The 25,197-nt window shown below is 72.4% G+C and carries 22 protein-coding genes and 1 pseudogene; 11 read left to right on the top strand and 12 right to left on the bottom strand.

Going from position 1 to position 25,197, the window contains the following annotated elements; all coding sequences use genetic code 11:
* The first annotated feature begins 1 nt into the window (after position 1).
* The 6 genes from ACQRWP_RS26705 to ACQRWP_RS26730 all read left to right on the top strand — a co-directional run bounded on the left by ACQRWP_RS26705 (position 2) and on the right by ACQRWP_RS26730 (position 8,593).
* A complete protein-coding gene (locus ACQRWP_RS26705; protein ID WP_430498632.1) occupies positions 2 to 799 on the top strand; it encodes a TIGR03084 family metal-binding protein in 798 nt (265 codons plus the stop codon).
* Positions 796 to 2,460, top strand: coding sequence for an acyclic terpene utilization AtuA family protein (locus ACQRWP_RS26710; RefSeq protein WP_430498634.1), 1,665 nt, complete (start codon positions 796 to 798; stop codon positions 2,458 to 2,460). Before ACQRWP_RS26705 ends, ACQRWP_RS26710 begins: the two co-directional genes overlap by 4 nt.
* 55 nt (positions 2,461 to 2,515) lie before the next feature.
* A complete protein-coding gene (locus ACQRWP_RS26715; protein ID WP_430498636.1) occupies positions 2,516 to 3,712 on the top strand; it encodes an acyl-CoA dehydrogenase family protein in 1,197 nt (398 codons plus the stop codon).
* A complete protein-coding gene (locus ACQRWP_RS26720; RefSeq protein ID WP_430498638.1) occupies positions 3,709 to 5,310 on the top strand; it encodes an acyl-CoA carboxylase subunit beta in 1,602 nt (533 codons plus the stop codon). Before ACQRWP_RS26715 ends, ACQRWP_RS26720 begins: the two co-directional genes overlap by 4 nt.
* Before the next feature lie 71 nt (positions 5,311 to 5,381).
* Positions 5,382 to 7,406, top strand: a complete 2,025-nt coding sequence (locus ACQRWP_RS26725; protein ID WP_430498639.1) for an acetyl/propionyl/methylcrotonyl-CoA carboxylase subunit alpha — start codon at positions 5,382 to 5,384, stop codon at positions 7,404 to 7,406.
* Entirely contained in the window at positions 7,403 to 8,593 is a 1,191-nt protein-coding gene (locus ACQRWP_RS26730) for an acyl-CoA dehydrogenase family protein (RefSeq protein ID WP_430498641.1), read from the top strand. The genes ACQRWP_RS26725 and ACQRWP_RS26730 overlap by 4 nt, the downstream gene beginning before the upstream one ends.
* A 128-nt stretch (positions 8,594 to 8,721) precedes the next feature.
* Here ACQRWP_RS26730 and ACQRWP_RS26735 read toward each other — a convergent pair whose 3' ends face one another.
* Positions 8,722 to 9,651: a hypothetical protein gene (locus ACQRWP_RS26735; RefSeq protein WP_430498642.1), complete on the bottom strand. Its 930-nt coding sequence runs from the start codon at positions 9,649 to 9,651 to the stop codon at positions 8,722 to 8,724.
* 80 nt (positions 9,652 to 9,731) lie between these two features.
* Complete coding sequence (locus ACQRWP_RS26740; RefSeq protein WP_410822265.1) at positions 9,732 to 10,079, bottom strand: PadR family transcriptional regulator; 348 nt, start codon at positions 10,077 to 10,079, stop codon at positions 9,732 to 9,734.
* Between the two features lie 97 nt (positions 10,080 to 10,176).
* Here ACQRWP_RS26740 and ACQRWP_RS26745 point away from each other — a divergent pair, with 97 nt between their 5' ends.
* Complete coding sequence (locus ACQRWP_RS26745) at positions 10,177 to 10,614, top strand: hypothetical protein (RefSeq protein WP_430498645.1); 438 nt, start codon at positions 10,177 to 10,179, stop codon at positions 10,612 to 10,614.
* A gap of 28 nt (positions 10,615 to 10,642) precedes the next feature.
* Here the strand turns inward: ACQRWP_RS26745 and ACQRWP_RS26750 are convergent, their stop codons facing one another.
* Both ACQRWP_RS26750 and ACQRWP_RS26755 read right to left on the bottom strand, forming a co-directional pair.
* Positions 10,643 to 11,851, bottom strand: a complete 1,209-nt coding sequence (locus ACQRWP_RS26750) for a hypothetical protein (RefSeq protein ID WP_430498646.1) — start codon at positions 11,849 to 11,851, stop codon at positions 10,643 to 10,645.
* Complete coding sequence (locus ACQRWP_RS26755; RefSeq protein ID WP_430498648.1) at positions 11,848 to 12,789, bottom strand: transporter substrate-binding domain-containing protein; 942 nt, start codon at positions 12,787 to 12,789, stop codon at positions 11,848 to 11,850. The genes ACQRWP_RS26750 and ACQRWP_RS26755 overlap by 4 nt, the downstream gene beginning before the upstream one ends.
* A gap of 168 nt (positions 12,790 to 12,957) precedes the next feature.
* Here ACQRWP_RS26755 and ACQRWP_RS26760 point away from each other — a divergent pair, with 168 nt between their 5' ends.
* The gene (locus tag ACQRWP_RS26760) at positions 12,958 to 13,299 is read left to right on the top strand and encodes a hypothetical protein (RefSeq protein WP_425695709.1); all 342 of its coding nucleotides are present in this window, start codon (positions 12,958 to 12,960) and stop codon (positions 13,297 to 13,299) included.
* Here ACQRWP_RS26760 and ACQRWP_RS26765 read toward each other — a convergent pair.
* The 7 genes from ACQRWP_RS26765 to ACQRWP_RS26795 form a co-directional block, all read right to left on the bottom strand.
* Entirely contained in the window at positions 13,286 to 14,782 is a 1,497-nt protein-coding gene (locus ACQRWP_RS26765; RefSeq protein WP_430498651.1) for a serine/threonine-protein kinase, read from the bottom strand. The two genes, ACQRWP_RS26760 and ACQRWP_RS26765, sit on opposite strands and share 14 nt — an antisense overlap.
* 30 nt (positions 14,783 to 14,812) lie before the next feature.
* Entirely contained in the window at positions 14,813 to 15,316 is a 504-nt protein-coding gene (locus ACQRWP_RS26770) for a hypothetical protein (protein ID WP_430498653.1), read from the bottom strand.
* 212 nt (positions 15,317 to 15,528) lie between these two features.
* Positions 15,529 to 19,176 carry an adenylate/guanylate cyclase domain-containing protein gene (locus tag ACQRWP_RS26775; protein ID WP_430498655.1) on the bottom strand — a complete coding sequence of 1,216 codons (3,648 nt, stop codon included), beginning with the start codon at positions 19,174 to 19,176 and terminating at the stop codon, positions 15,529 to 15,531.
* On the bottom strand, positions 19,173 to 20,009 hold the full coding sequence (locus ACQRWP_RS26780; RefSeq protein WP_430498657.1) for an MBL fold metallo-hydrolase: 837 nt from the start codon (positions 20,007 to 20,009) through the stop codon (positions 19,173 to 19,175). Before ACQRWP_RS26780 ends, ACQRWP_RS26775 begins: the two co-directional genes overlap by 4 nt.
* A gap of 123 nt (positions 20,010 to 20,132) precedes the next feature.
* On the bottom strand, positions 20,133 to 20,594 hold the full coding sequence (locus ACQRWP_RS26785; protein ID WP_430498659.1) for a RidA family protein: 462 nt from the start codon (positions 20,592 to 20,594) through the stop codon (positions 20,133 to 20,135).
* Positions 20,591 to 20,746, bottom strand: coding sequence for a DUF4177 domain-containing protein (locus tag ACQRWP_RS26790; protein ID WP_007466198.1), 156 nt, complete (start codon positions 20,744 to 20,746; stop codon positions 20,591 to 20,593). Before ACQRWP_RS26790 ends, ACQRWP_RS26785 begins: the two co-directional genes overlap by 4 nt.
* A 50-nt stretch (positions 20,747 to 20,796) precedes the next feature.
* The gene (locus ACQRWP_RS26795) at positions 20,797 to 21,273 is read right to left on the bottom strand and encodes a hypothetical protein (RefSeq protein WP_430498661.1); all 477 of its coding nucleotides are present in this window, start codon (positions 21,271 to 21,273) and stop codon (positions 20,797 to 20,799) included.
* A 583-nt stretch (positions 21,274 to 21,856) separates the two neighbouring features.
* On the opposite strand from ACQRWP_RS26795, the pseudogene ACQRWP_RS26800 reads away from it, so the two are divergent.
* From ACQRWP_RS26800 to ACQRWP_RS26810, 3 genes and pseudogenes are all read left to right on the top strand, one after another.
* Positions 21,857 to 22,444 (top strand): annotated as a pseudogene (locus tag ACQRWP_RS26800) (hypothetical protein); the annotation flags it as partial.
* Between the two features lie 26 nt (positions 22,445 to 22,470).
* Complete coding sequence (locus ACQRWP_RS26805) at positions 22,471 to 23,448, top strand: ArsA-related P-loop ATPase (RefSeq protein ID WP_430498663.1); 978 nt, start codon at positions 22,471 to 22,473, stop codon at positions 23,446 to 23,448.
* A 53-nt stretch (positions 23,449 to 23,501) separates the two neighbouring features.
* Positions 23,502 to 24,653 (top strand): ArsA family ATPase, encoded by a 1,152-nt coding sequence (locus tag ACQRWP_RS26810; protein WP_410822253.1) that lies wholly within the window; start codon positions 23,502 to 23,504, stop codon positions 24,651 to 24,653.
* A gap of 6 nt (positions 24,654 to 24,659) precedes the next feature.
* Here the strand turns inward: ACQRWP_RS26810 and ACQRWP_RS26815 are convergent, their stop codons facing one another.
* Entirely contained in the window at positions 24,660 to 24,980 is a 321-nt protein-coding gene (locus ACQRWP_RS26815; protein WP_030328078.1) for a WhiB family transcriptional regulator, read from the bottom strand.
* Between the last annotated feature and the right edge of the window lie 217 nt (positions 24,981 to 25,197).

The following is a 25,197-nucleotide window of genomic DNA, read 5'->3' on the forward strand; positions in this document are numbered from 1 at the left end:
AATGGTCGACCTCAGCGACCTGCTCACGGACCTGGCCGACGAGTCCGCCCAGCTGGACGCCCTGGTGGCGCCACTGCCGACCGCCGACTGGGCGAGGCCGACCCCCGCGCCGGGCTGGAGCATCGGGCACCAGATCGCCCACCTCGCCTGGACCGACCACGTCGCGCTGTTGGCCGCGACCGATCCCGAGGCGTTCTACGCGACTGTCACCGCAGCACCGGACGTGACCCGACTCGTCGACGTCGGCGCCGAGGAATTCCTCGCCCCGCCGGCCGAGCTGCTCGCCCGCTGGCGGGCCGGGCGAACCACGCTCGTCGACGCGCTGGCCGCCGTTCCGGCCGGCGACAAGCTGCCCTGGTACGGCACGCGGATGTCGGCCACTTCGATGGCCACCGCCCGGATCATGGAGACCTGGGCGCACGGCGCGGACGTGGCCGACGCCCTCGACGTGGTCCGCCCCGACAGCGACCGACTCCGGCACGTGGCGCACCTGGGCGTGCGTACCCTCGGGCACGGCTTCGCCGCGCACGGCCGGCAGGCACCGACGGCGCCGGTCCGGGTCGAGCTGGTCGGACCCGGCGGGGAGACGTGGAGCTGGGGCCCGGCGGACGCCGCCGACCGGGTCACCGGCCCGGCTCGGGACTTCTGCCTGCTGGTCACCCAGCGCCGACACCGCGCGGACCTCGCTCTGGTCGCCACCGGGCCCGTCGCCGACGAGTGGCTCGACGTGGCACAGGCCTTTGCCGGGCCGCCGGGTGACGGCCGGCAGCCGACCGGCCGGAACGGGATACGGGCATGATCCGCATCGGCAACGCCTCCGGCTTCTACGGCGACCGGTTCACCGCCTGGCGGGAGATGCTCGACGGCGGTGAGTTGGACGTGCTGACCGGCGACTACCTGGCCGAGTTGACCATGCTCATCCTCGCCCGGGACCGCCTGCGCGACCCCGACCTGGGCTACGCGAAGACGTTCCTGCGGCAACTGGAGACCTGCCTCGGCACCGCCCTCGACCGCGGGGTGCGGATCGTGACCAACGCCGGCGGGCTGAACCCGGCCGGCCTGGCCGCCGCCATCGAGAAGCTCGCCCACCGGCTCGGCCTGCCGGCCCAGGTCGGGTACGTCGAGGGCGACACGATCCAGCGACCGGACGCGTTGAGCGCGAACGCCTACCTCGGCGCGTTCGGGATCGCCGCCTGCCTCGACGCCGGTGCGGACGTGGTGGTCACCGGCCGGGTCACCGACGCGTCGCTGGTGGTCGGCCCGGCCATCGCCCGGTACGGGTGGGGCCGCGACGACCTCGACGAGCTGGCCGGGGCCACCGTCGCGGGGCACCTCGTCGAGTGCGGCGCGCAGGTCACCGGCGGCAACTTCAGCTTCTTCACCGAGCTGCCCGACGGCGGTCATCGGCCCGGGTTCCCGATCGTCGAGGTGCACCCCGACGGCTCGTCGGTGGTCACCAAGCATCCGGGCACCGGCGGCGCGGTCACCGTGGAGACGGTCACCGCCCAACTGCTCTACGAGATCGGCGGGCCGTCGTACCTCGGGCCGGACGTGGTGACCCGACTGGACACTGTGACGCTGCACCCCGATGGGCCGGATCGGGTCCGGGTCTCCGGTGTACGGGGCACGCCGCCACCGCCCACGCTGAAGGTGGGCGTCAACAACCTCGGCGGCTTCCGCAACTCGATGACGTTCGTCCTCTGCGGCCTGCAGATCGAGGCCAAGGCGGCCCTGGTCCGCGGGCAGGTCGAGGAGGCGGTGGGCAAGGACGGGCTGGAGTTCACGCTGGCCCGGACCGACCATCCGGACGCCGCCGACACCGAGGCCGCCAGCGCCCTGCTGCACGTACACCTGCGCGACGGCGACAAGGCGCGGGCCGGGCGGGCCTTCTCGGCCGCCGCGGTGGAGCTGGCCCTGGCCTCGTACCCGGGCTGCACGCTGACCACCCTGCCCGGTGACGCGACACCGTACGGCGTCTTCACCGCCGACGCGGTGCCGCAGGACGCGGTGGCGCACGTCGCGGTGCTGCCCGGCGGCGAGCGGGTGCCGATCGCCCCGCTGATCCGCACCGCCCCTGCCAGGCAGGACGAATCGACCCCGGGTGGCGAGGCGGCGGTCGGGGGCCCGACCCGGCGCGGGGCGCTCGGCGAGGTGGTCGGCGCACGCTCCGGGGACAAGGGCGGGGACGCGAACCTCGGTGTCTGGGCGCGTTCCGACCCCGGGTACGCGTGGCTGCGGACCTGGTTGACAGTCGAACGGCTGGCCGAACTGGTGCCGGAGACCGCGCCGCTGTCGGTGCGGCGCTACGAGTTGTCGAACCTGCGGGCGGTCAACTTCGTGATCGAGGGCCTGCTCGGCGCGGGGGTGGCCGCGTCCACCCGGTTCGACCCGCAGGCCAAGGCGCTGGGCGAGCTGCTGCGCGCCCGGATCGTCGACCTACCGACCGAGGTGGCGCCGTGAGCGCGAGGAGTGAGCCGATCTTGCGAGCCCCGCAGTCGCGAACAGAGGTGGCGCCGTGAGCATTGTCGACACCCCCGAGCGCCGGCAACTACGCGAGCTGACCCGGGCGTTCGTGACCCGTGAGGTGTTGCCGCACCTGGACGACTGGGAGCGGGCCGGTGAGGTGCCCCGGGCACTGCACGCGACCGCCGCGAAGCTCGGCCTGCTCGGCATCGGCTTCCCGGAGTCGGTCGGTGGCAGCGGCGGTGACCTGCTCGACTCGATCATCGTGACCGAGGAGCTGATCCGATCCGGCGGCTCGTCCGGGCTGGTGGCGGCCCTGTTCACGCACGGAATCGCGTTGCCGCACATGGTCGCTGCGGCAGGTGCCCGCACCGGTGGCTCGCTGGGCGGTCGGCTCGGCGGTGTCTCGTCCCCGGGCGACGACAGCCTGATCGAGCGGTACGTGCGGCCCACCCTGTCCGGGACGATGATCGGCGCGCTGGCCATCACCGAGCCGGACGGCGGTTCGGACGTGGCCGGCATCCGCACGACCGCCCGCCGCGACGGCGACCACTACGTGGTGAACGGGTCGAAGACGTACATCACCAGCGGGCACCGGGCCGACTTCGTGACCACCGCCGTGTGTACCGACTTCCCCGGCAGCGGTGAACTCACCCTGCTGGTCATCGACAAGGGGTCACCCGGGTTCACTGTGGGACGCCGGTTGGAGAAGCTGGGCTGGCACTGCTCGGACACCGCCGAGTTGTCCTTCGCGGACGTGCGGGTGCCGGTCGCCAACCGGATCGGCGCGGAGAACACCGGCTTCCTGGCGATCATGCAGCACTTCGCGGCGGAGCGGCTGTCGCTGGCGACCCAGGCGTACGCGACAGCGCAGCGCTGCGTCGAGTTGGCGGTGCGCTGGTGCCGGGATCGGGAGACCTTCGGGCGTCCGCTGGCGAGCCGGCAGTTGATCCGACACCGGTTGGCCGAGATGCACACCCGGGCCGAGGCGGCCCGGTCGTACGTCCACGGGGTCGCGGCTCGGGTGGCGGCCGGCGAGCCGGTGGTGACCGAGGTGGCGATGGCGAAGAACGTGGCGGTGGCCGCCTGCGACCACGTCGTCGACCAGGCGTTGCAGTTGCACGGCGGCTTCGGCTACCTGCGCGACGCCGAGGTGGAGCGGCACTACCGCGACGCGCGGATCCTCGGCATCGGCGGCGGCACCACCGAGATCATGAACGAGATCATCGCGAAAGGCATGGGCCTATGACCATCCTGGACAGCGCGGTCGACCCGTCCGCGCCCTCGTACGAGGCGAATCGGGCGGCGTTGCTGGAGCGGTTGACCGAGTTGGACGCCGCGCTGGACCAGGCGCGGGCGGGTGGCGGCGAGAAGTACGTAACCCGGCACCACGCCCGCGGCAAGCTGCTCCCTCGGGAGCGGATTGAGCTGCTGGTGGACGCCGACAGCCCCTTCCTGGAGTTGTCGCCGGTCGCCGCGTACGGCTCGGACTTCCCGGTCGGGGCCAGCGTGGTCACCGGCATCGGGGTGGTCGAGGGCGTGGAGTGCCTGATCGTCGCCAACGACCCGACGGTACGCGGCGGCGCGGTCAACCCGTGGTCCCTCGCCAAGACCCGGCGGGCCGGCGAGATCGCCCTGGCCAACCGGCTGCCCATGGTCAACCTGGTGGAGTCGGCCGGGGCGGACCTGCCCACCCAGGCGGAGATCTTCGTCCCCGGTGGTCGGGTGTTCCGTGACCTCACCCGGCTCTCGGCGGCCGGCATCCCCACTGTCAGCGTGGTCTTCGGCAACGCCACTGCCGGCGGCGCGTACGTGCCGGGGATGTCCGACCACGTCATCATGATTCGGGACCGTTCACAGGTCTACCTGGCCGGTCCGCCGCTGGTGAAGATGGCGACCGGCGAGGTCACCGACGACGAGTCGCTTGGTGGCGCGGCGATGCACGCCGGCACGTCCGGGCTCGCCGACTACCTGGCCGCCGACGAGCGGGACGGCATCCGGCTGGCCCGGCAGTGCGTCCGCCGGCTGAACTGGCGCAAGCAGGGCCCGTCGCCGCGGACGGCGGTGCCGCAGCCGCCGAAGTACGACCCGGAGGAGTTGCTCGGCATCACCAGCGCCGACCTGAAGGTGCCGTTCGACCCGCGGGAGGTGCTGGCCCGAATACTCGACGGCAGCGACTTCGACGAGTTCAAGCCGGCGTACGGGGACGCGCTGGTCACCGGTTGGGGCGAGCTGCACGGGTACCCGGTGGGGGTGCTGGCGAACGCCCGGGGGGTGCTGTTCAGCGCGGAGGCGCAGAAGGCGGCCCAGTTCATCCAGCTCGCGAACGCCTCGGACACCCCGTTGATCTTCTTGCAGAACACCACCGGCTACATGGTCGGCACCGAGTACGAGCAGCGCGGCATCATCAAGCACGGCGCCCTGATGATCAACGCGGTGTCGAACTCGACGGTGCCGCACCTGACTGTGAATCTGGGCGCCTCCTACGGCGCCGGCAACTATGGCATGTGCGGCCGGGCGTACGAGCCGAGGTTCCTGTTCACCTGGCCGAACGCGAAGTCGGCGGTGATGGGCCCGGCGCAGCTCGCGGGGGTGCTGTCGATCGTGGCCCGGCAGGCGGCTGCCGCGCGGGGGCGCGACTACGACGAGGATTCCGACGCGGCGATGCGAATGATGGTCGAGCAGCAGATCGAGTCGCAGTCCGGGGCACTCTTCCTCTCCGGCCGGCTCTACGACGACGGGGTGATCGACCCCCGGGACACCCGGACCGTCCTCGGGCTCTGCCTCTCGGCGATCCACAACGGACCGGTGAAGGGCGCCGACGGCTTCGGCGTCTTCCGGATGTAGGCACCGTGAGCGCGAGGAACGCAGCGAAGCGGAGTCCCGCAGTCGCGAATGAGAGGCAGGCTCAGGGGACCATGATCAACAGACTGCTCGTGGCCAACCGGGGCGAGATCGCCCGTCGGGTCTTCGCCACCTGCCGAGCGCTCGGCGTGCAGACCGTCGCCGTGCACTCGGACGCGGACGCCGACGCGCCGTTCGTGGCCGAGGCCGACCAGGCCGTACGCCTGCCGGGGAGTTCGCCGACCGAGACGTACCTGCGGGTCGACCTGATCCTGGACGCGGCCCGCCGCAGCGGCGCGGACGCCGTCCACCCCGGCTACGGCTTCCTCGCCGAGAACGCCGAGTTCGCGGCGGCGGTGACCGACGCCGGTCTGACCTGGGTCGGGCCGCCGGCCAAGGTGATCGCCGCGATGGGCGACAAGCTGGCGGCGAAGGCGCTGCTCGCCGAGGCGGGCGTGCCGATGCTGCCGAGCTGGACCGACACCGACGAGATCACCGACTTCCCGGTGCTGGTGAAGGCATCCGCCGGCGGTGGCGGCCGGGGCATGCGGATCGTCCGGACCGCCGACGAACTGGCCGAGGCCGTGGCCTCCGCGCGCCGCGAGGCGGCCGCCGCGTTCGGCGACGGCACTGTCTTCATCGAGCGGTACGTCGAGCGCGGCCGGCACGTCGAGGTGCAGATCTTCGGTGACGCCCACGGTCGAGTGGTGGCCCTCGGTGACCGGGAGTGCTCGATCCAGCGCCGGCACCAGAAGATCGTCGAGGAGGCGCCGGCGGTCGTTCCGGACGGGGTGCGGACGGCGTTGCACGAGGCGGCGGTGGCCGCCGGACGCGCGGTCGACTACCTGGGCGCGGGCACTGTGGAGTTCCTGCTCGCTCCGGGCGGCGAGTTCTTCTTCCTGGAGATGAACACCCGACTTCAGGTCGAGCATCCGGTCACCGAGTTGTGCACCGGGCTGGACCTGGTGGGGTTGCAACTGCTCGTCGCCGAGGGTGAGCCGTTGCCGGCGGCCCTGCCGGCGAGCACCGGGCACGCGATCGAGGTACGCCTCTGCGCCGAGGACGCGGCGGCGGGTTGGCGGCCGGCCACCGGGACCCTGCACCGGTTCAGCGTCGGCGCGGTGGCGACCGAGTTCGGTGGGCTGGCCGGGCCGGGTCTGCGACTCGACTCGGGTGTGCTGGCCGGCTCGGTGGTCGGGGTGCACTACGACTCGATGCTCGCGAAGGTGATCGCCTGGGGTCGTACCCGCGCGGAGGCGACCCGGCTGCTGGCCAGCGCGCTGGCCCGGGCCGAGCTGCACGGGGTGACCACCAACCGGGACCTGCTGGTCCGAGTGCTGCGCAGCCCCGCGTTCGCCGCCGTGGAGATCGACACGGGTTTCCTGGACCGGCACCCGGAGGTCTTCGCCCCGCTGCTCCCCGCCGACCGGCTGCCGATCACCGCCCTCGCCGCGGCGTTGGCCGCTGCCGCCCAGCGCCGGGCGACCGCGCCGGTGCTCTCCGGGCTCCCCTCCGGCTGGCGCAACGTGCCCGCAGTCCCGCAGGTCAGCCGCTTCGTCGGGCCGGACGGCGACGAGATCGAGATCCGCTACCGGCTGGACCGGACCGGCCGACTCGCCGAATGGTCCAGCACGTCAGCGGCAGAAGGCGCTCCCGAGCGACCGACAGCGACCGAAACCACCGGGTCGGCGGGTGAGCCCATAGTGGCGCTGGTCGAGGCCACCCCGGACCGGGTGATGCTCGACGTCGACGGGGTTCGGCGCGCGTACCGCGTACACCGGGTGGGGTCGGCTGTCTTCGTGGACGGCCCGGACGGGGCGGCGAGCCTGGTCGAGCTGCCGCGTCTCCCGCTGCCCACAGCGGCGGTGGCGGCCGGGTCGCTGCTCGCGCCGCTGCCCGGCGTGGTGACCAGGGTGCACGTCGAGGTCGGCCAGCGGGTCGCCGCCGGCGATCCGCTGCTCACGCTGGAAGCGATGAAGCTGGAACATCCCGTGCTCGCCCCGATCGACGGCGTGGTCGCCGAGTTGCCGGTGCCAACCGGCGGCCAGGTGCAGACGGGCGCCGTGTTGGCCGTTGTCGACGAAAAGGACCCCCGATGACCTTCGACCTCACCCCCGAGCAGGACCAGCTGCGCGACGCCGTGCGGGCGTTGGGCCGCCGGTACGGTCACTCCTACTTCGTCGAGAAGGCGAGGGCCGGCGAACACACCACCGAGCTGTGGGCGGAGGCCGGACGGCTCGGCTACCTGGGGGTCAACATCCCCACCGAGTACGGCGGCGGGGGCGGCGGCATCACCGAGCTGGCCATCGTCTGCGAGGAGTTGGCGGCGGCGGGTTGCCCGTTGCTGCTGCTGGTGGTCTCCCCCGCGATCGCGGCGACCGTGCTCAGTCGGCACGGCACCGAGGAGCAGCGCAAGCGGCACCTGCCGGGCCTCGCCGACGGCTCGCAGAAGATCGTTTTTGCGATCACCGAGCCGGAGGCCGGTTCCAACTTCCACCGGCTCGGCACGGTGGCTCGCCGCGACGGCGACGGCTGGCTGCTGAACGGCCGCAAGTGCTACATCTCCGGCGTCGACGAGGCCGGTCACGTGCTGGTGGTGGCCCGTGTCGCCGTCGATGAAGGCTCGGCCGGCTCAGGGGATACGTCTCCGCAGCGGCTCAAGCCGGCGCTGTTCCTGGTGCCGACCGACGCGGCCGGGTTGACCCGTTCCAAGCTGGACATGGAGATCGTGTCCCCGGAGAACCAGTTCCTGCTCTACCTGGACGACGTGCGGGTACCCGCCGACGCGCTGCTCGGCGAGTCGCTGGACGCCGGGCTGCCGGCGCTCTTCGCCGGGCTCAACCCGGAGCGGATCACGGTGGCCGCGATGGGCGCCGGCACCGGCCGGTACGCCATCGAGCGGGCCAGTGAGTACACCGCCACCCGCAAGGTCTGGGGTGGTCGGAGCATCGGCTCGCACCAGGGGGTGTCGCATCCGCTGGCACACGCGGCGGTGCAGGTGGAGCTGGCCCGCCTCATGATCCAGAAGGCGGCCACCCTGTACGACGCCGGCCGTGACCTGGAGGCCGGGGTGGCCGGCAACATGGCCAAGTACGCGGCCGGGGAGGCCGCCGCGCTCGCCGTGGACACCGCCGTGCAGGTGCTCGGTGGGGCCGGCATGACCACCGAGTACGGGGTGGCGACCCTGCTCGGCGCGGTCCGGGCCGGCCGGATCGCCCCGGTCAGCCGCGAGATGATCCTCAACTTCGTGGCCCAACACGTCCTCGGCCAGGACAAGTCGTACTGACCCGGGCCAGCGCGCCCGGGGCTGATCGACTCGGTTTCCTGGGTTCCGGGGTGTCCGAGGGCCAGCGATACCCCTGATTTCAGGAAGCCGAGTCGATCAGCCGCTCGGCCGCGTGACGCGCGGCCTCCTCACGCGCCTTGTGCGCCCGAGCGCTCCCGCTGGTGCAGGATCGCCACGGCCACCGCGAAGAGCAGCGCGGGCGCCAGCACCAGGGTCAGCCACTGCGCCAGGGTGAGCGCATCGAGGACACCGTCGTGGGTGGAACGCTCCAGGAACGTCCCCGTGGTGCCGAGCCCCACCCGGGTGAGCACCAACGTGACGCCCACCGGAACCACAAGGGCGAGCAGGCGTCGCCGCAACACCGCCGGCGTCGACAGGATGACAAGGGCGAAGAGCAGGTATCCCGCGATCAACAGGATCGCCTCGATCCGGCCGACGCCGACGGTGAAGATCCACGTGCCGTAAACGGGAGTCGTCGAGTCATCAGCACCAGTCACCTGGGCGATGCTCGGAGCACCGACGCTGACCAGCGTCGCCGCCGCCAGCGCGCCGAGCCGCCAGCGCGCGAGGGAAGCCGTCGCGGAACGGGGAGCACGGACGGCCAGCACCAGCGGAACCATCGCGGCGAGCACGGCGGGCCAGAGATTGCGCACCGTGGAATATTGCCCGTAATCCTCGGCGACCCGCACCACCTCGAACGCCGCGCAACAGACGGCGATCGCGGCTGCTGCCCGGCCCCACCCGAACACGGCCGACACCGCCACGGTGAGCCACAGCAGCGCCACGAAACCGACCGGCCACAGGACGAACGGTTCTCCCAACCCCTCGGGATAGCTGTCCGCGAACATGGCGAGGTGCAGCACCGGAACGCGCGCATCCCGCACGAACAACATCAACGCGGCGATCAGGCCGAGCGCCTGTGCCGCCTCCCGCCACGCATCGCCCGAGAATCGCGCACCAGCCTGGCGGACATGCGCGTGCAACGCCCCGCCGAGCAGGGCGAGCACGTCTCGCGGCACAGGCCTGCGCTGGCCCGGTGACGCGTCGTCCAGCAGCACCCCGATCAGCTCGTCCTCGTACTGACGACGGTAGGCGCGGGGATAACAGGCCAGCAGCCACCGGTAACCGTGTTCCAACGTCATGCCGCACCCCCGTCGACGATGAGACCGGCGCGGCGCAGTCGCACGCTCGCCGCGTCGGCGTTGCTCCGCAGCCGCGCCGACTCCTCGGCGAGTCGTTGCGCCCCCGACGCCGTGAGTCGGTAGTAGCGGCGCAACCTGGACTGCACCTGCTCCTCGCGCTCGATGTCGATGAGGCCCTCGGTCCGCAGCCGGTCGAGGGCCGCATAGAGGGTGCCGGCGCGCAGGTCGACCCGCCCATCGGAGATCTGGCGGACCTCCTCGAGGACGGCGTACCCGTGCCGTGGAGCCTCGACGAGCGCGGTGAGGATCAGGTAGGTGGATTCGTGCAGGGAAGCTTTCGCCATCCCCGCAGCATATACCGTGCGACTGTATATACGAGTGGATGCTCGCCACAATCCGACTCGTGTTTACCGGCCCGCCCCGCCGGACATGGAGAGCGGCATGGATCTGCTGCGAACCCGTCGCCCGCCGGCACCGCTGTTCGCCGGGCTCGGCCTCGTCGTCGTCATCGGCTTCGCCATCGCCGCCTGGACGGTGTGGAGCAACGACAAGGCGCTACAGGACCGGGGGGTGGAGGCCACCGCCCAAATCGTCAAGGTCAACAAGGGCCGCATCCACGTGGAGTTCGACACCGCGGACGGGCGGCGGGCGCAGACGCTGGTTGGTCAGGGCGACGAGCCGCCGGGTGCCGCTCCGGCGGTGGGCGACGAGATCCCGATCGTCTACGACCCGCAGGACCCGGAGGCGGAGGTGGCCGATCGCCGCGCCCCGCAGAACCACAGCACCGCCTACCTGCTCGCCGGTGTCGCGGCCTTCGCCGCGGTCAGCGTGCCGCTGGCCACCGTCGCGCTCGTGCGGGCCAACCGCCGGGCACGGTAGGCGACGCGCTGCCCTCCTCAGACGGGCGTCAGGCCGGGGTACGGCAGGCGGCGTCGATGCGGTGGACCGGGCGGACCCGACGACCCATGCCCTCCAACAGCGAATCCTCGACGTGGAAGTCGTGAATGCGCAGTTGGTGGCGGGGCAACTCCTCCTCGCTCGGGCAGAGCACCTGGGCGCGGACCAGACCGACCGGGACGTACCGGACGCCGCCCCGTTCCTGAAGGATCACCATGTTGACGTCGTCGGTGGTGACCACGTGCCCGCGTACGTCCTCGGTGGGCCCACTCTCCGGGCCCACTGTGGTGACTGTCAGCGGCAACACCGGGGTGGTGATCACCGGCACCGCGGCCCAGATCAGGGTCGCCAGCACCGCCACCTCGGTCACCGACGCCAGCGGCCGGATCACCATGCCCGGCAGCGGCCCCGCGATGAACAGGGCCAGCAGCGGAGGCACCACGATGAGCACCAGCACCAGCCACTCGTCGCCCTGCCGCATCGCGTCGCGCATCGTGGGCAGCATCAGCCAGCCGTACCCGGCCAGCAGCGCGCCGATCAGCAGCAGCCGAGGCGCTACCCGCTCGTGCAGCCGCCCCGGGCGCAGTTGGAACGCGGCCACGAACGCCGGCAACAGCAGCGGAAGGTAGAGCAACGGCCAGGTGATCAGGGCGAGCAGGAAGCTGGCCAGCACCACCCAGGCCGGGGTGATGTCGGCCCAGCGGGCGAAGAGTGGGCGGCGACGGGTGCCCGGCGGAAGTCGATCCGCGCTGACGGCCAGCACCGCGCCGAGCGCGAACACGGCGACCAGGCCGGTGGAGAGCAGCCGGGCCGCCGTGGTCAGGAAACCGGCGAGCAGGTTGACCGGCCCGACGTTGGCCACCAGCAGCAGCGTGGTCTGGAGCTCCCCGCCGGCCTCCACACCGAGGCGGAGCACCGAGAAGATCGCCGGTACGCCCACCACTGCCGTCCAGAACGACTGGCTGGCGCGGGCGCGCCGCTCCGCCGGATCCCAGCGGACCCGCCCGGGCTCGACCGCGGCAACGACCAGCTCGGCCGGTTCGGCGACCGGCACAGCGGCCGGCCAGGCACCCTCACCTCCAGCTCCGGCCGCTGGGCGATCGACGGCCGGCGGCGCTGCGGCCGTACCGTCGATTGTCGACGCGGCGCCGCCGGGCACTGACGTGCGGGGCGGCGGGACCGGCCCGTCGCCGCCGGTTGCGGTCGGCGCCGCGCTCACTTCGCGGGCGCCTTGTCGTCGAAGTCGACCAGCTTCGGCACCTCCAGCGGCTGCGGCTGGCGCTTCTCGGCCTTCAGCCAGGGGCCCAGGGTCCGGTTGTACGCGGTCTGCCAGGGGGTCGCCTGTTCGTCGCGCCCCTGCTGGTAGCTCTTCTGCAGGAAGAACGCGACCAGGTCGCGCAGGGCGGGATCGCCGATCGGCACGCCGATGCCCAGCAACTCGCTGGTGCCGAAGGGCATGTCGACGATCTCGAACTCCTTCGGGTGGTGCGCCAGGAAACCGGCGAGGATCGTCTCGTCGGAGCTGACCGCGTCGTAGCGGCCCGTTCGGATGCCGGCGACGCAGTCCCCAACGGTCTTCACGACCAGCGCCTTGACCTGGTGACTCCCCAGCTCCGCCTCGGAGGTGGAGCCGCCGCTCGTGCAGATCTTGTAGTCCGGGTTACGAAGGTCCTCAATCGTGCTGATCTTGCCTTTCAGCCGGGCCGGCACCATCACCTCCTGGGTGGTGACGAAGTACGGCCCCGCGAAGCTCACCACCTTCTTGCGCTCCTCGGTGATGGAGAAGCTGGACACCACGAGGTCGACAGTCCCGCCCTGTAGCGCGGGAATCCGTTCCTCGGTGGCCACCGGTACGAACTCCAGCCGCTGATCCCCCTCGTAGCCAAGGGAGGCCGCGATGTACCGGGCGATCTCGACGTCGAAGCCGACCGGCTTGCCGTTGCGCAGCTCGCTCATCAACGGCTCGTTGGTGGCGACACCGACCCGCAGTTTCGACTGACCGTAGATGTGCGTCTCGCGCATCTTCTCCTGCACGGAAGGCAGGTCCGGTTCCTTCCGGCTGTCGCAACCGGCCGCGGCGGCGAGCACGAGAGTGAGGGCGACCGCCAGCGTCGACGCGAACGAGCGGAGCCGGGACTGCGAACTGCCTGAGTTCATGGGCGACCTCGCTGCCGGAAGAGCCTGCGGAACACCGAGAGTAGCCGTTCTTGTCGAATCCGTGTGGGTGCGGCGATCCATGTCGAGTGGGCCGCTCGGATCGACGTCTATCGGCGCGGCGGTCGGCTCGGCGGTTGACAGCCGGCCTCGTCACGACATGCTGGACGGGTGAGCCGATTGTCCCGACCCGATGCGCGCACGGTCGCGGTGCTCGCGGCGCTGGGAGCCCTCGCGCCGCTGGTCATGCTGGTCGTGTGGCGCCGACAGGACCTCCTCGGCGTGGTTCTCGCGCTACTCTGCGTGCTAATGACCATGATTGCCGGGGTCGCGGTCTCCGCCGCTCGCCAGGTCGACGATCCCGAGCCGGCGGACCGGTCGGCTGCCGTCGGGCCGCCCGAGCTGATGCCGTACGGGATCGACGCGGACACCCTCGACGCCCTGGACCCCCGGGACGCGTTGCGTGCGGTGCGTGACCGCCGACGCGGGCCGAACGGGCTCAGCGGCCGGTGAGCGTTGGTGCGGAGAGCGCGTCCACGCCGCGCCCCGCCAGACACCGGTAGGTCCGGTCGATGCTGCCGTCGACCGGCGGTAGCACCTCCAGGTGCCAGCCGGTCGCCTCGGCGATCCCGGTGGTCAACCGGAACGTCGTGGCGCTACAAACCTGCCGCACCGGCTCAGCGGCGGCCACCTCGTCGTAGTCGGCCCCGACCAGCGACACCGGCAGGATGCCCTCGGCGTACGTCTCCCAGGTGTGACGGCCGGCGCAGGACAGCCGAGCCGCCTCGGCGCGGCTGCCGCGGATCCGCATCGGGCCGAAGCACTCCAGCTCGGGCAGGCACCGGGCACCCTCGGGCAGGGCGGTGGGCGCACCGGTGCCGGTCGCGCAGCCGGGCAACGGTCCGGTCGCCGGTGCGGCGATCTGGGTGGCCGAGGGGTACGGCGCGGGTGGTGGTGCCCGGTCGGCGACCCAGGCCCCGGCGGTCGCGGAGGCGGCGAGCGCGAGCACCCCGGCACCGCCGAAGAGCCAGCGCCGCCAACGCCGACCGGCGGGGTCGGCGCGCTGAGTGTCCTCGATGGGCGATCGAGGCACCGGCTGGCTGGCCGCGTACGGGCCGGAGAGCGTCGCGGCACCGCTGACCGGAGCGCCACTGACCGGTGTCGCCGGCGAGCCGAGTGGCAGGTTGGTGAGCAGGTCGTGCAACTCCACGGCCGAGGGACGCTCGCCCGGATCGTTGGCCATGCCGACGCGCAGCACGTCGATCAGCTCGTCCGGCACCCCGGGCAGGGCGGGGAGCGGCTGGTTGAACATCTCCAGCACGGTGACCAGGCTCGGGTTCCGCTCGGACTGCCAGCGTGGCGGCCGGCCGTGCATCACCGCGTAGAGGGTGGCGCAGAGCGCGTACACGTCGACGGCCGGCGACGGCGGGCTGTGGCTGAACATCTCCGGCGGCGCGTACGCCGGGGTGAGCACCTCCAGGGTGACCGAGGCGTCCCGGTGCTCGGCGAGCACCGCGAGCCCGAAGTCGGCGAGCACCGCCGAGTTGAAGGGCGAGTAGAGGATGTTGGCCGGCTTCACGTCCCGGTGCAGCACCCCGGCGGCGTGCGAGTGGGCCAGCGCGTCCGCGATCTTGATACCGAGGTCGCGGGCCTCCACCGGGCCGAGCGGCGAGGTGCGCATCCGTTCGGCGTACGAGCCGTCGCAGAGCTCCATGATCAGGTAGGGGTGCTGATCGACTGTGACACCCACGTCGAAGAGGTCCACCACGTGCGGGTGGGACGACATCCGGCCGGCCGCCCGCGCCTCGCGCAGGAACCGGGCCTGATCCCGCTCGCTGTCCAGCGTCCGGTTCTCCACCTTGACGGCGACCTCGCGACCCACGGAGATCTGGGTGGCCTGGTAGACGGTGGCGTACCCGCCCCGGGCAAAGACCCGCAAATCAGTCAGGCCGGGCACGATCGGCACTGGCAGGCCGCCGGTCGGGGTGTCGGTCACCGCTCGAAAATACCCAACCCGACCGATGGCTCAGCGCACCGCGTCCGCCGGAGCGGCACCGGCGGGACCGGTACCCTCCTCGGCGACCGCAGTCGTCCCGACACCCTCGGACGATCCGACCCCGCCGGCCGGGATGCCCCGGCGGGCGTCCAGACGCAGACCGATGGCGGTGGCCACGGCGCCCAGCCCTTCCCACGCCGCCACCCCGAAGAACCGGTCGGGAGCGATGTCGGCCAGCACCGCGATGGCGAACACGGTGAACGTGACCAGTCGGAAGACCACAGTGAACCGGTAGAACGCCCGCCACTCGGTCACCGTGGCGAGCAGGTAGTAGACGCCCATGTTGAAGGCCGCCATCGAGGACGCCAGCAGGAACGTCCCGGTGTGGTCACCGACGGCTCGCGTCGCCGGCACCTCGAACCCGAGCATGCGCAGCTGCGCCTCCGGCCAGAGCAGCCCAACCGCGCCCATCACCAGCGCCAACACGCCGAAGACCGCGATGGTCCAGCCCGCGATGGATCGCGGCAGCTTCATGAAGGGCCTCCCCAGGCACGGCGACGGTCACCACTGTGGACCCGTACGCGGTGGTGACACGCTAGCCGCTCACCCCGACCACCACATCCCCAGAACCGGCAAACTGCCCTCCCTGGTTCAAGTTGATCAAGATATTCCGGTCATCGACAACCCGATTGCTGACGCAAACCTCTTGATCAACAGCGGAGGGTGAGAGTGGGGCAGGGATGGGGTTAGACCAGGGCGGTCAGGCGGGTGTGGAGGGCGTCGGCTGCGGCGCGTTCGCTGCGCTGCTCGGTGGCGTACGCCAGGCGGACCGCCTCCTGCGCACAGGACAGCGCCTCCGCCGGGCGACCGCAGGCGGCCAACGCCTCCGCCAGCACACTCGCCGCGATCACCTGACTGCGCACGTCCTCGGCCGGTGCGGTGACCGCCCGGCGGGCCCAGTCCAACGCCTGCTCCCGCTGACCGTGAGCGAGCAGCGCCGCAGCGTACTGGGCCATCGTCTGGCGGCGGGAGAAGAGCAGCGAGGGTGCGTTCGCGGCGGCCGTGGCCACCGGGGCGAGCAGCCCGACTGCGGTCGCCGAGTCGCCGGCGGCGAGACGGGCCGTCGCCAGCAACACCCGGGGCGCCACCTGCGCCGGGGCCTGTGGGTTGTGGGGCTCCACGGCGGTCAGCACGGCGCGGGCCACCCGCTCGGCCGTCTCGCAGTCGCCCATGTCCAACGCGACGAAGCCGCGCAGTGTGCCGGCCATCCCGGTGAGCAGCGGATGCGAGGTGCGCTCCGCGTACGCCAGGGCGTCGGTGAGCAGGTCCGCCGCGTGCTCCGGCTCGCCCAACCCACGCGCCACCACTGCCCGGACCACCAGGGCGAACCCACGCCCCCAGTCGTCGGAAGCGGCGGCGAACTCCCGGTACGCCCGCCGGGCCTCCCGGTCCGCCTCGGCCAGGTCACCCAGCTCGGCCGTGGCGAAAGCCGCCACCGCCCGCAACGTGCCCACCGCCCACGCCTCACCGACCCGCTCGCCGAACGGCAGGAACACCTGCGCCATCCGACACGCCTCCCGCAGCCGGCCGGCGAGCAGTCGGGCGAACGCCGTGGTGCCGCGCAGCCAGGCCCGCCCGTACGGGTCCTTCAGCTCGGCGAAGAGCCGGGCGGCCCGGCCGAGCACCGCGTCGGTGCCGGCGAAGTCACCCCGGGTGGTGGTCACCCAGGCCAGGTTCTGCAGGGACCACGCCTGCCCGCGTCGGTCCTGCGCGCCGAGGCTGACCTGGTACGCGGCAGCCAACCGGCTGCTCGCCTGACTCAGCCGCCCCGCCACGAAGTCGGCCATGCCGAGCCGGCGCATCGCCGTGGCGCGCTGCGTGGGCAGCCGACCCTCGGTGGCCACCTGCAACGCCTCCTGCCAGGCGGTCACCGCCCGGCCCTGGTCGCCGAGGGTCTCCTGGGCCTGCCCCGCCAACAGCAGGGCGCTGACCCGGGTGACCTCGTCCCCCGCGTTCGCGGCGATCTTCTCGGCGTACGCCAACGCGTCGGAGACCCGGCCGACCTGGAGCAACGCCCGAGCGTGCACCACCCGATCGGTTGCCGGCACCCCGTCGCGGGCCAGTTCGATGGCGCGCTCGGCGTACTCGACGGCCATTGCCGGCTCTCCGGCGGAGAGCGACCGACGGGCGGCCCGACCGAGCGCGGCGACGCCGAGCGGAACCACCGCCCGGGCCGGCGCGTCCGGGCGCAGCTTCACCGCGTCGGCGAGCGTGGCGGCCCGCTCGACGTGCGTCGCCACGAAGTCGTCCCGGGCCTCGTCGGTGAACCCGCCCACAGTGCTGGGCGTGGTCTCGTCCGCCGGCGCCGCCCAGCGGGCCAGCGCGGCGTGCCGCTCGGCCAACTCGGCCTTGCTCACCCCGGCGTACGCGGCCTCCCGCATGAGCGGTGTGGCGAACGAGTAGCCGGCACGCGAGCGGTGCAGCATGCGGCGTTGCAGCAACTCCTCGACCGCCCGGTCGAGCTCGACCGCGACCACTGCCGACGGCCGGCCGTCGCGACCGCCGCGCTGCTCGCGCATCGCCTCCAACGCGCCGGTCGGCACCGTGTCACCGGTGACCGCGGCGTCGCGCAGCACCGACCGGGCGTCCGGCGGCAACGCGTCGATCCGGGCCGCCAGCACGGCGGCGAGGTCCCGGGAGAGCAGCCGGCTGCCCAACGAACCGGGCACCAACCGCCAGCCGGTCGACCCGCTCTGCTCCCGCTCGCCGGAGCCAGGCCGCTCCACGGCGGCACCTCGCGCCGACGCGGCGCCGCGCACCGATTCGGTGGTGAGCGCGCCCCGCTCGATCAGCAGGGTGACCAGCTCGGCGAGGTAGAACGGATTGCCCTGCGCGGTGGCGAGCAACCTGTCGGTGTCGGCCTGCGGCAGCTTGCCGCCGCCGAGGTAGGTCGTGAGCAGCCGGGCCGCGTCGGCACCGCGCAGCGGCGGCAGCGAGTGCACCTCGGCGTCCGCGACACGGGTCAGCGCGCCAGCGGTACGCACCAGCTCGGGGCGGCCGAGCAGCAGCACCAGCACCGGGCCGGTGAGCCTGGACAGGGTCAGCCCGAGGGCACTGATCGTCTCGGCGGTGGCATCGTGCAGGTCGTCCACCACGATCACCAGCGGCGCCTCCGAGGCGAGACCGCTGAGCAGGTCGGCGACCGCGTTCGGCACCACCTCGGCGTCCGCGGCCGGAGTGCCCGATCCGCCCCACTCGCCGCTGTCGGTGCCACCGTGCGCCGGGAGTTCGGCGTAGCCGAGCAGGGCGAGCAGCTGCTCCGTGGCGATCGGCGGTGTCTCCGAACCGGAGCGGGCGAGCCGCTGCCCGAGCCGGCGCAGCCGCTCCTCGACCGCCGGCCGGGTCAGCGCGGTGGAGGCGTCGCTGGGCAGGCCGACGGCGGCCCGCACCAGGTCGGCCAGGGGCGCCAGCCGTCGCCGCTCCCCGAACGCGGCACAGCGCACCGAGAGCACCCGGGCCCCGGTGTGCGCCGCGTACCGGCCGGCACCGACGTCGTACCCGGCGGCGAGGCGCTCCACCTCGGCGGCGAACCGGGACTTGCCGATGCCCGCCTCGGCGGTCATCAGCAGCACCCGTGGGTCGCCCTGGTCGATCACCTCGGCGAGCCGGCCGGCGACCCGACCGATCTCCGTCTCCCGGCCGACGTACGGCGCCTCGTCGCCGAGCCCCGAGCGGGTGCCCGGCGCGTCCAGCAGACCCAGCAGCTCGTACGCCTCGACCGGCTCACGCTTGCCCTTGAGCCGCAGCGGGCGCAGTGCCCGCCAGGAGGCGACGTGCCTGGTGGCCGCGGCGGTGCGTCCACCGGCGTAGACGGCTCCCACGGCGGCGGCGTCGGCGAGCCGGGCCGCGGTGTTCACAGTGTCGCCGATGACCGTGTACTCGATGGCGGCCTGGATGCCCGCGATGACGTCGCCGGTGTTCAGCCCGACCCGCAGCCCGAGCGGCGCGCCGCCGCCCCGCTCGTCGTCGAGCACCCGGCGGACGGCCCGTTGCATGGACAGGGCGGCCCGGACGGCGCGTTCGGCGTCGTCCTCGTGCGCCACCGGGGCGCCGAAGACCGCCATGATGCCGTCACCGGTCAGCTTGTCGACGTGCCCGCCGAACGTCTTCACCGCACCGGCGAGGGCGGCGAGCACCCGGTCGGTGACCGCGCCGACGCGTTCCGGGTCGAGGTCCTCCGACCAGGAGGTGAACTCGGAGAGGTCACCGAAGAGCACGGTGACCACCCGGCGCTCGGCCGCCGGCAACGTGGCGGCGGCCGGCAGCGCGGCGCCACAGTTGTGGCAGAACCGCGCGCCGGGAACGGCAACGGTTCCACACACGGGGCAGGTCACATGTGCTCCAACCCACTGACCCCGGGCGCGGATTCCCCGGTGTCGACGCCCAGATACTCCAACTGCGCGCGGACCGACCATTCGGCCGCCCACCAGAGCGAGCGGTCCACGTCCGCGTAGACCGCCGCCACCACGTCCGCGGGGGTGTGGGCGCCGGCGGCGACCGCCGCCCGGACCTGGTCGAGCCGGGCCCGGCGGTGGGCGAGGTAGAAGTCGGCAGCGGCGGCGCAGTCGGCCAGCGCCGGGCCGTGTCCAGGCAGCGCCGGGATTCCCCGGTACGCGGACAGCGTCTCCAGGCTGCTCAGGTAGTCACCGAGGTGCCCGTCCGGGTGGGCGACCACGGTGGTGCCCCGGCCGAGGATGGTGTCACCGGTGAGCACCACCCGCTCGTCGTCGTGTTCGACCAGGAAGCAGACCGAGTCGGCGGTGTGCCCCGGAGTCTCCAGCAGACGGATCGCCAGACCGAAGCTGCCGAAATGCTCGCCCGGCTCGGTCAGCGGATCGCCGCCGATGGTGTGCGCCGGGTCGACGGCGAGCACGTGCACGCCGCCGAGCAGCTCACTCAGCCGGGCCGCGCCCTCGGTGTGGTCGGGGTGGCCGTGGGTGATCAGAATCAGCCCGACCGGGCCGTGCTCGGCGATCCGGGTCAGGTGCCCCTCGTCGGCCGGCCCCGGGTCGACCACGATGCCGGACTCGGCCGCCGGGGCGCGCAGCACCCAGGTGTTGGTGCCGTCGAGGGTCATCGGCCCCGGGTTCGGCGCACGCAGTAGTGAAACCCAGCGGGGTAACTCGTCGGCAAGCGCCGCCACCGCCCCCGTCACGTGCCCGCTCATGGCTGCGATCGTACGACCCCGCCCGCCACACCCCACGATCTTGCACTTGCGGCCCCTGATTCATCCCCGTTCAGGGCTTTCGTCCGAGCAGAAAGTGCAAGATCGCGGGGCGGAGGGGACGCGTCAGGCGACCTCGACGATCAGCTCGATCTCCACCGGGGCGTCCAGGGGCAGCTCGGCCACGCCTACCGCGCTACGCGCGTGTCGGCCGGCCTCCCCGAAGACGGTGCCGAAGAGGTCGGAGGCACCGTTGATCACGGCGGGCTGACCGGTGAAGCCGGGCGCGGAGGCCACGAACCCGGTCACCTTGACCACCTTGACCACGTTCTCCAGGCCGACGAGCGAGTCGACCGCGGCCAGGGCGTTGAGCGCGCACCGCTGGGCCAGGTCCTTCGCCTGCTCGGCGGAGATCCCGGCGCCGACCTTGCCGGTCGCCAGCAACTTGCCCTCGGCCATCGGCAACTGGCCGGAAACGTACACGTGCTGCCCGGACTGCACGGCCGGGACGTAGCTGGCCACCGGCGGCACCACCTCGGGCAGTTCGAAACCCAGCTCGGCGAGCTTCGCGTGCGGACCGTTGCTCACGCCTTGGGCCGCTTCAGGTAGGCGACCAGTTGGTCCGGATTCGGGCCGGGGACCACGGCGACGAGCTCCCACCCGTCCTCGCCCCAGTTGTCGAGGATCTGCTTGGTCGCGTGGACCAGCAGCGGGACCGTGGAGTATTCCCACTTCTGCATCGCTGAAGGGCTCCCTCTAGGTGCGGAATTGTTCGAGGGACAGCCTACGGTCAGCTGGCCGGACGAGGTACGGGACGCTGCTCCGGCGCGGCCGGCAGCTCCCCGCAGCGCCCTTCGTGCTCGTACCCCTGGGGGCAGCGGGACCGGTCGGGCAGCAGCAGGTCACAGAAGACCCGGTGCCGGTTGTTCTGATCGTCGGCGTTGGAGACGGTGGTCTCGCCGGCGTCCAGCTCAGGCAGGAAGCCCAGGGACACCGCGACCCGGCCGGCGAGCACGGTCGCCGCCGCCAGACTCGGCACCCGGATCGGCAGGTGGATGACGAAGCCCGGCTCGTCGTCCTCGCGGGTCCGCTCGGCGGGCTGGCTCGGCACTCGGGCCGTCTCCGCCTGCTCCGGCATCCGGCGGTACGACCGTTCGTTGATCGGCTGGTTGGTGACCTGCCCGCCGGCCTCGACCACGGACCCGGCCCGGCGGGGCCGGTCGTTCGTCGGGAACTGGGTGCGAGGGATGTTGTCCGCGTCGCGCATGCACTGCCTCCGGTCGTACCTCTCGGACCATGCTTCCGGCCCGGACCCATTCGTCCGTTCCGGCCCCCGCACCGGACGAAGGTAGGTCTGTGGCCACGGTCCCGCCAACAGGACGCGCACAAGAGGTCACCAACAGTCACATATGCGACACACCGCAGGTCGGGGGCCTGACACCGAAAGCGACGCGGGTACCGCTCACCGGATCGCTGGGTCGCCCGACAGGCAGGGGCGACACCGATGCGGTCATCGACCGCTACCCTTCCGGTCGGACGGTCGCGCTGCGCCCGGCCGCCCGCTCGATCACGCTCGGCGCCAGGGGTGGCGGCGGGCGCCGCACCCCTGGGGGAACGACATGACCCACCCGCCCAGCGGCGACCAGGCCGGCACACCCGCTCACCCGCCGGCCCACCCGGATCCCGCCGGTCAGCCCGGCGCGCCGGCCATCCCCAGCCAGCCAACCCCCGCTCCGCCGCCCGGGCAGCTCGCCCTCCCCGCATCTCCCGCCCAGCCGGCGCTCTCCGCCGCCCCCACCTCACCGGCCTTCCCCGGGCAGCCAACCGGCGCCAGCCAGCCGACCTTCCCGGGGCAGCCCACCGGCGCCGGGCAGCCGGACGGGCACGGCGGCCCCACCTCGGCCGCCGCGCCGACGCCGCCGGGCGCCCCGAACCCCTCGTCGATCCCCCCGGCCCCACCGGCCTACCCGCCCTATCAGGGCACAGCCGAGCCGAAGAAGAAGCGCGGCCTGCTGATCGCGGCGATCGCTCTGGTCGTGATCATGGTGCTCTGCGTGGGCGGCGGGGTCGTGGCCTTCCTGACCCTGCGCGATACCGAGACCGGCGAAGGCGCCAAGGAGCCGGCGGTCGCCGTCGACGAGTTCCTCACCGCTGTCTACAAGGATCGCGACGCGAACAAGGCGGCCAGTCGCGTCTGCGCCGCCTCCCGCGACGACGACAAGATCGCCGCGAAGGTGGCCGAGGTGGAGAAGTACGCCTCCACCTACCAGAACCCGCGCTTCCGGTGGACCACCCCGAAGGTGGACAACCAGACCGGGGAACGGGCCACCGTCTCCACCCGGCTCACCATGACCACCGCCGACGAGAAGGTCGCCGACCAGGAGTTGCGCTTCACTGTGGTGCAGAAGACGGGTTGGTGGGTCTGCGAGGTCGCCTGACCGCCCAGCCTGGATAGGCTCGACGGGTGTGTGCAGCTGAGCGTCCGATCGACCCGGCCGGTACCGGATGGCCCGCCCGTCTCCACGTGGTGACCGGCAAGGGCGGCACCGGTAAGACCAGCGTGGCGGCGGCGCTGGCCCTCGCGCTCGCCGCTGGTGGCCGGCGCACCCTGCTGGTCGAGGTCGAGGGGCGGCAGGGCATCGCCCAACTGTTCGGAATCGAGCCGCTGCCGTACGAGGAGCGGCACCTCGCCGACGCGCCGGACGGCGGTGAGGTGCGCGCGCTCGCGGTGGACGCCGAGGAGGCGCTGCTCGAGTACCTGGACATGTTCTACAAACTGGGCGCGGCGGGCCGGGCGCTACGCAAGCTCGGCGCCATCGACTTCGCCACCACCATCGCGCCCGGCCTGCGGGACGTCCTCCTCACCGGCAAGGTGAAGGAGGCCACCACCCGCACCACCGGGCAGCGGCGCGCGTACGACGCGGTGGTGCTGGACGCCCCGCCGACCGGGCGGATCGGCCGGTTCCTCAACGTGACGGCGGAGACCGCCCGGCTGGCCAAGGTGGGCCCGATCAAGACCCAGAGCGAGGGGGTCGCCGCGTTGCTGCGGTCCCCGATGACCGCGGTACACGTGGTCACGCTGCTGGAGGAGATGCCGACCCAGGAGACGGTCGACGCGATCGCCGACCTGACGGCCCTCGGCTTCGGCGTCGGGAAGGTGCTCGTCAACGGAGTCCGACCCCCGCTGCCCGCAGGACCGGCGGTCACCGCCGCGGAGTTGAAGCGCGGGCTGGTCGCCGCCGGGCTGCCGGCCGATCGGGACATCGTGTCCGGACTGCACGATGAGGCGCGTGACCAGCTCATCCGGCGCGAACTGGAGGATTCGCTCCGCGCCGACCTGGTGGAGTTGGGGCTGCCGATGATTGAGCTGCCGTTGCTGCCCGACGGGGTGGATCGGGCGGGGCTCGCGACGCTGGCCCAGGCCCTCGTCCGCGCCGAATGACTCACACCTGAGCGCAGCACGGGCGCGCGGACCCACCGGCCCGATACGCTCGATTGGTGCCTTCCGAAGACGCGGCGCCGCAGCTGGACGTCGACCAGATCCTCGCCGACCCCGGCGTACGGATCGTCGTGTGCTGCGGTGCCGGCGGGGTGGGAAAGACGACCACGGCCGCGGCGCTGGCGCTGCGGGCGGCCGAGCACCACGGCCGGCGCACTGTGGTGCTCACCATCGACCCGGCCCGCCGGCTGGCCCAGTCGCTGGGCCTGACCGAGCTGGACAACACCCCTCGCCAGGTCAAGGGGATCGACGTCGAGAGCAGCGGCGGCGAGCTGCACGCCATGATGCTGGACATGAAGCGCACCTTCGACGACGTGGTGTTGCAGCACACCGACCCGACGAAGGCCGCGGAGATCTTCGCGAACCCGTTCTACCAGGCGATGAGTTCGACCTTCGCCGGCACGCAGGAATACATGGCGATGGAGAAGCTGGGCCAGCTGCACGCCCGGGGCGAGTGGGACCTGATCGTGGTGGACACTCCACCGTCCCGCTCGGCACTGGACTTCCTGGACGCGCCGGCTCGGCTCTCCCGTTTCCTCGACGGCCGGATGCTGCGACTGCTGCTGGCCCCGGCGCGCAGCGGCGGTCGGAGCATGTTCAGCCTGGTCACGGCCTCGTTCGGAATGTTCTCGAAGGTGGTGCAGAAGGTGCTCGGCGCGCAGCTGCTCACCGACCTGTCCGGCTTCGTTGCCGCACTGGACTCGATGTTCGGTGGTTTCCGGCAGCGCGCCGAGCAGACGTACCGAATCCTTCAGGCGCGGGAGACGGCCTTCCTGCTGGTCGCGACGCCGGAGCCGGACGCGGTCCGGGAGGCCGCCTACTTCGCGGGCCGACTACGGGACGAGCGGATGCCGCTGGCCGGCCTGGTGCTCAACCGGGTGCACCGCCCGGCGGTCCCGGAGCTGGACGCCGAGCAGAGCCGGGTCGCCGCCGAGCGGCTGACCGAGCTGGGTGGGCATGAGGCCACCGCCGACGTGCTGCGGGCACACGCGGCGTTGGCTCGCCAGGCGGTACGCGAGCAGCAGGTCGCCGCACGCTTCACCGAGGCGTTCCCGGCCGTGCCGGCGGTTTCGGTCACGGCGCAGCCCGCCGACGTGCACGACGTCGACGGGCTACGGACGATCGGCGCGGCGATCAGCCGGCCGTGACCGGCGTCAGTTGGCCGCGCTGACGAGAATCTTGTCCTTGCCGGCCTTGTCCTTGCTGTTCTTCTTCATCGCGGCCTCGAACATCTTGCGCCAGCTCGTCACCTGCGGGTGACGACGCAGGAGCGCCCGCCGTTCGCGTTCGGTCATGCCGCCCCACACACCGAACTCGATCCGGTTGTCCAGCGCGTCGGCCAGGCACTCGTACCGAACTGGGCAGCTCCGGCAGATCCGCTTCGCCACGTTCTGTTCGGCGCCCTGTACGAACAACGCGTCCGGGTCCCCGTTCTGACATGCCGCAAGCGACGGCCAGTCAGTGATCATGCCCATGTGTACACGTCCCCCCTTGCAGTACCTACCGACCTCGTCGATGCACGTCAGCCGGCAATTCCCCCCGATCGTCCGGCCTGCCTTCCCCAAGGCGGCGCGGACGACATGTGGCGCTGTCGCCGCCCCCATCATGCTCTGTAGTCGACTGATTACGCAACGTTGTCGACGAAATCCATCATTCCGGACACTCCCGGCTTCCCGGGCCTTCGACCGCCGG

Origin of the sequence: Micromonospora trifolii (assembly GCF_050516465.1) — a bacterium.
Classification (GTDB): domain Bacteria; phylum Actinomycetota; class Actinomycetes; order Mycobacteriales; family Micromonosporaceae; genus Micromonospora; species Micromonospora trifolii.

Excerpts from the sequence above, each read along its gene's own strand:
- ACQRWP_RS26705 (WP_430498632.1), top strand. The coding sequence starts at position 2 with ATGGTCGACCTCAGCGACCTGCTCACGGACCTGGCCGACGAGTCCGCC.
- ACQRWP_RS26710 (WP_430498634.1), top strand. The coding sequence starts at position 796 with ATGATCCGCATCGGCAACGCCTCCGGCTTCTACGGCGACCGGTTCACC.
- ACQRWP_RS26720 (WP_430498638.1), top strand. The coding sequence starts at position 3,709 with ATGACCATCCTGGACAGCGCGGTCGACCCGTCCGCGCCCTCGTACGAG.
- ACQRWP_RS26725 (WP_430498639.1), top strand. The coding sequence starts at position 5,382 with ATGATCAACAGACTGCTCGTGGCCAACCGGGGCGAGATCGCCCGTCGG.
- ACQRWP_RS26730 (WP_430498641.1), top strand. The coding sequence starts at position 7,403 with ATGACCTTCGACCTCACCCCCGAGCAGGACCAGCTGCGCGACGCCGTG.
- ACQRWP_RS26740 (WP_410822265.1), bottom strand. The coding sequence starts at position 10,079 with ATGGCGAAAGCTTCCCTGCACGAATCCACCTACCTGATCCTCACCGCG.
- ACQRWP_RS26745 (WP_430498645.1), top strand. The coding sequence starts at position 10,177 with ATGGATCTGCTGCGAACCCGTCGCCCGCCGGCACCGCTGTTCGCCGGG.
- ACQRWP_RS26755 (WP_430498648.1), bottom strand. The coding sequence starts at position 12,789 with ATGAACTCAGGCAGTTCGCAGTCCCGGCTCCGCTCGTTCGCGTCGACG.
- ACQRWP_RS26770 (WP_430498653.1), bottom strand. The coding sequence starts at position 15,316 with ATGAAGCTGCCGCGATCCATCGCGGGCTGGACCATCGCGGTCTTCGGC.
- ACQRWP_RS26780 (WP_430498657.1), bottom strand. The coding sequence starts at position 20,009 with ATGAGCGGGCACGTGACGGGGGCGGTGGCGGCGCTTGCCGACGAGTTA.
- ACQRWP_RS26790 (WP_007466198.1), bottom strand. The coding sequence starts at position 20,746 with ATGCAGAAGTGGGAATACTCCACGGTCCCGCTGCTGGTCCACGCGACC.
- ACQRWP_RS26795 (WP_430498661.1), bottom strand. The coding sequence starts at position 21,273 with ATGCGCGACGCGGACAACATCCCTCGCACCCAGTTCCCGACGAACGAC.
- ACQRWP_RS26815 (WP_030328078.1), bottom strand. The coding sequence starts at position 24,980 with ATGGGCATGATCACTGACTGGCCGTCGCTTGCGGCATGTCAGAACGGG.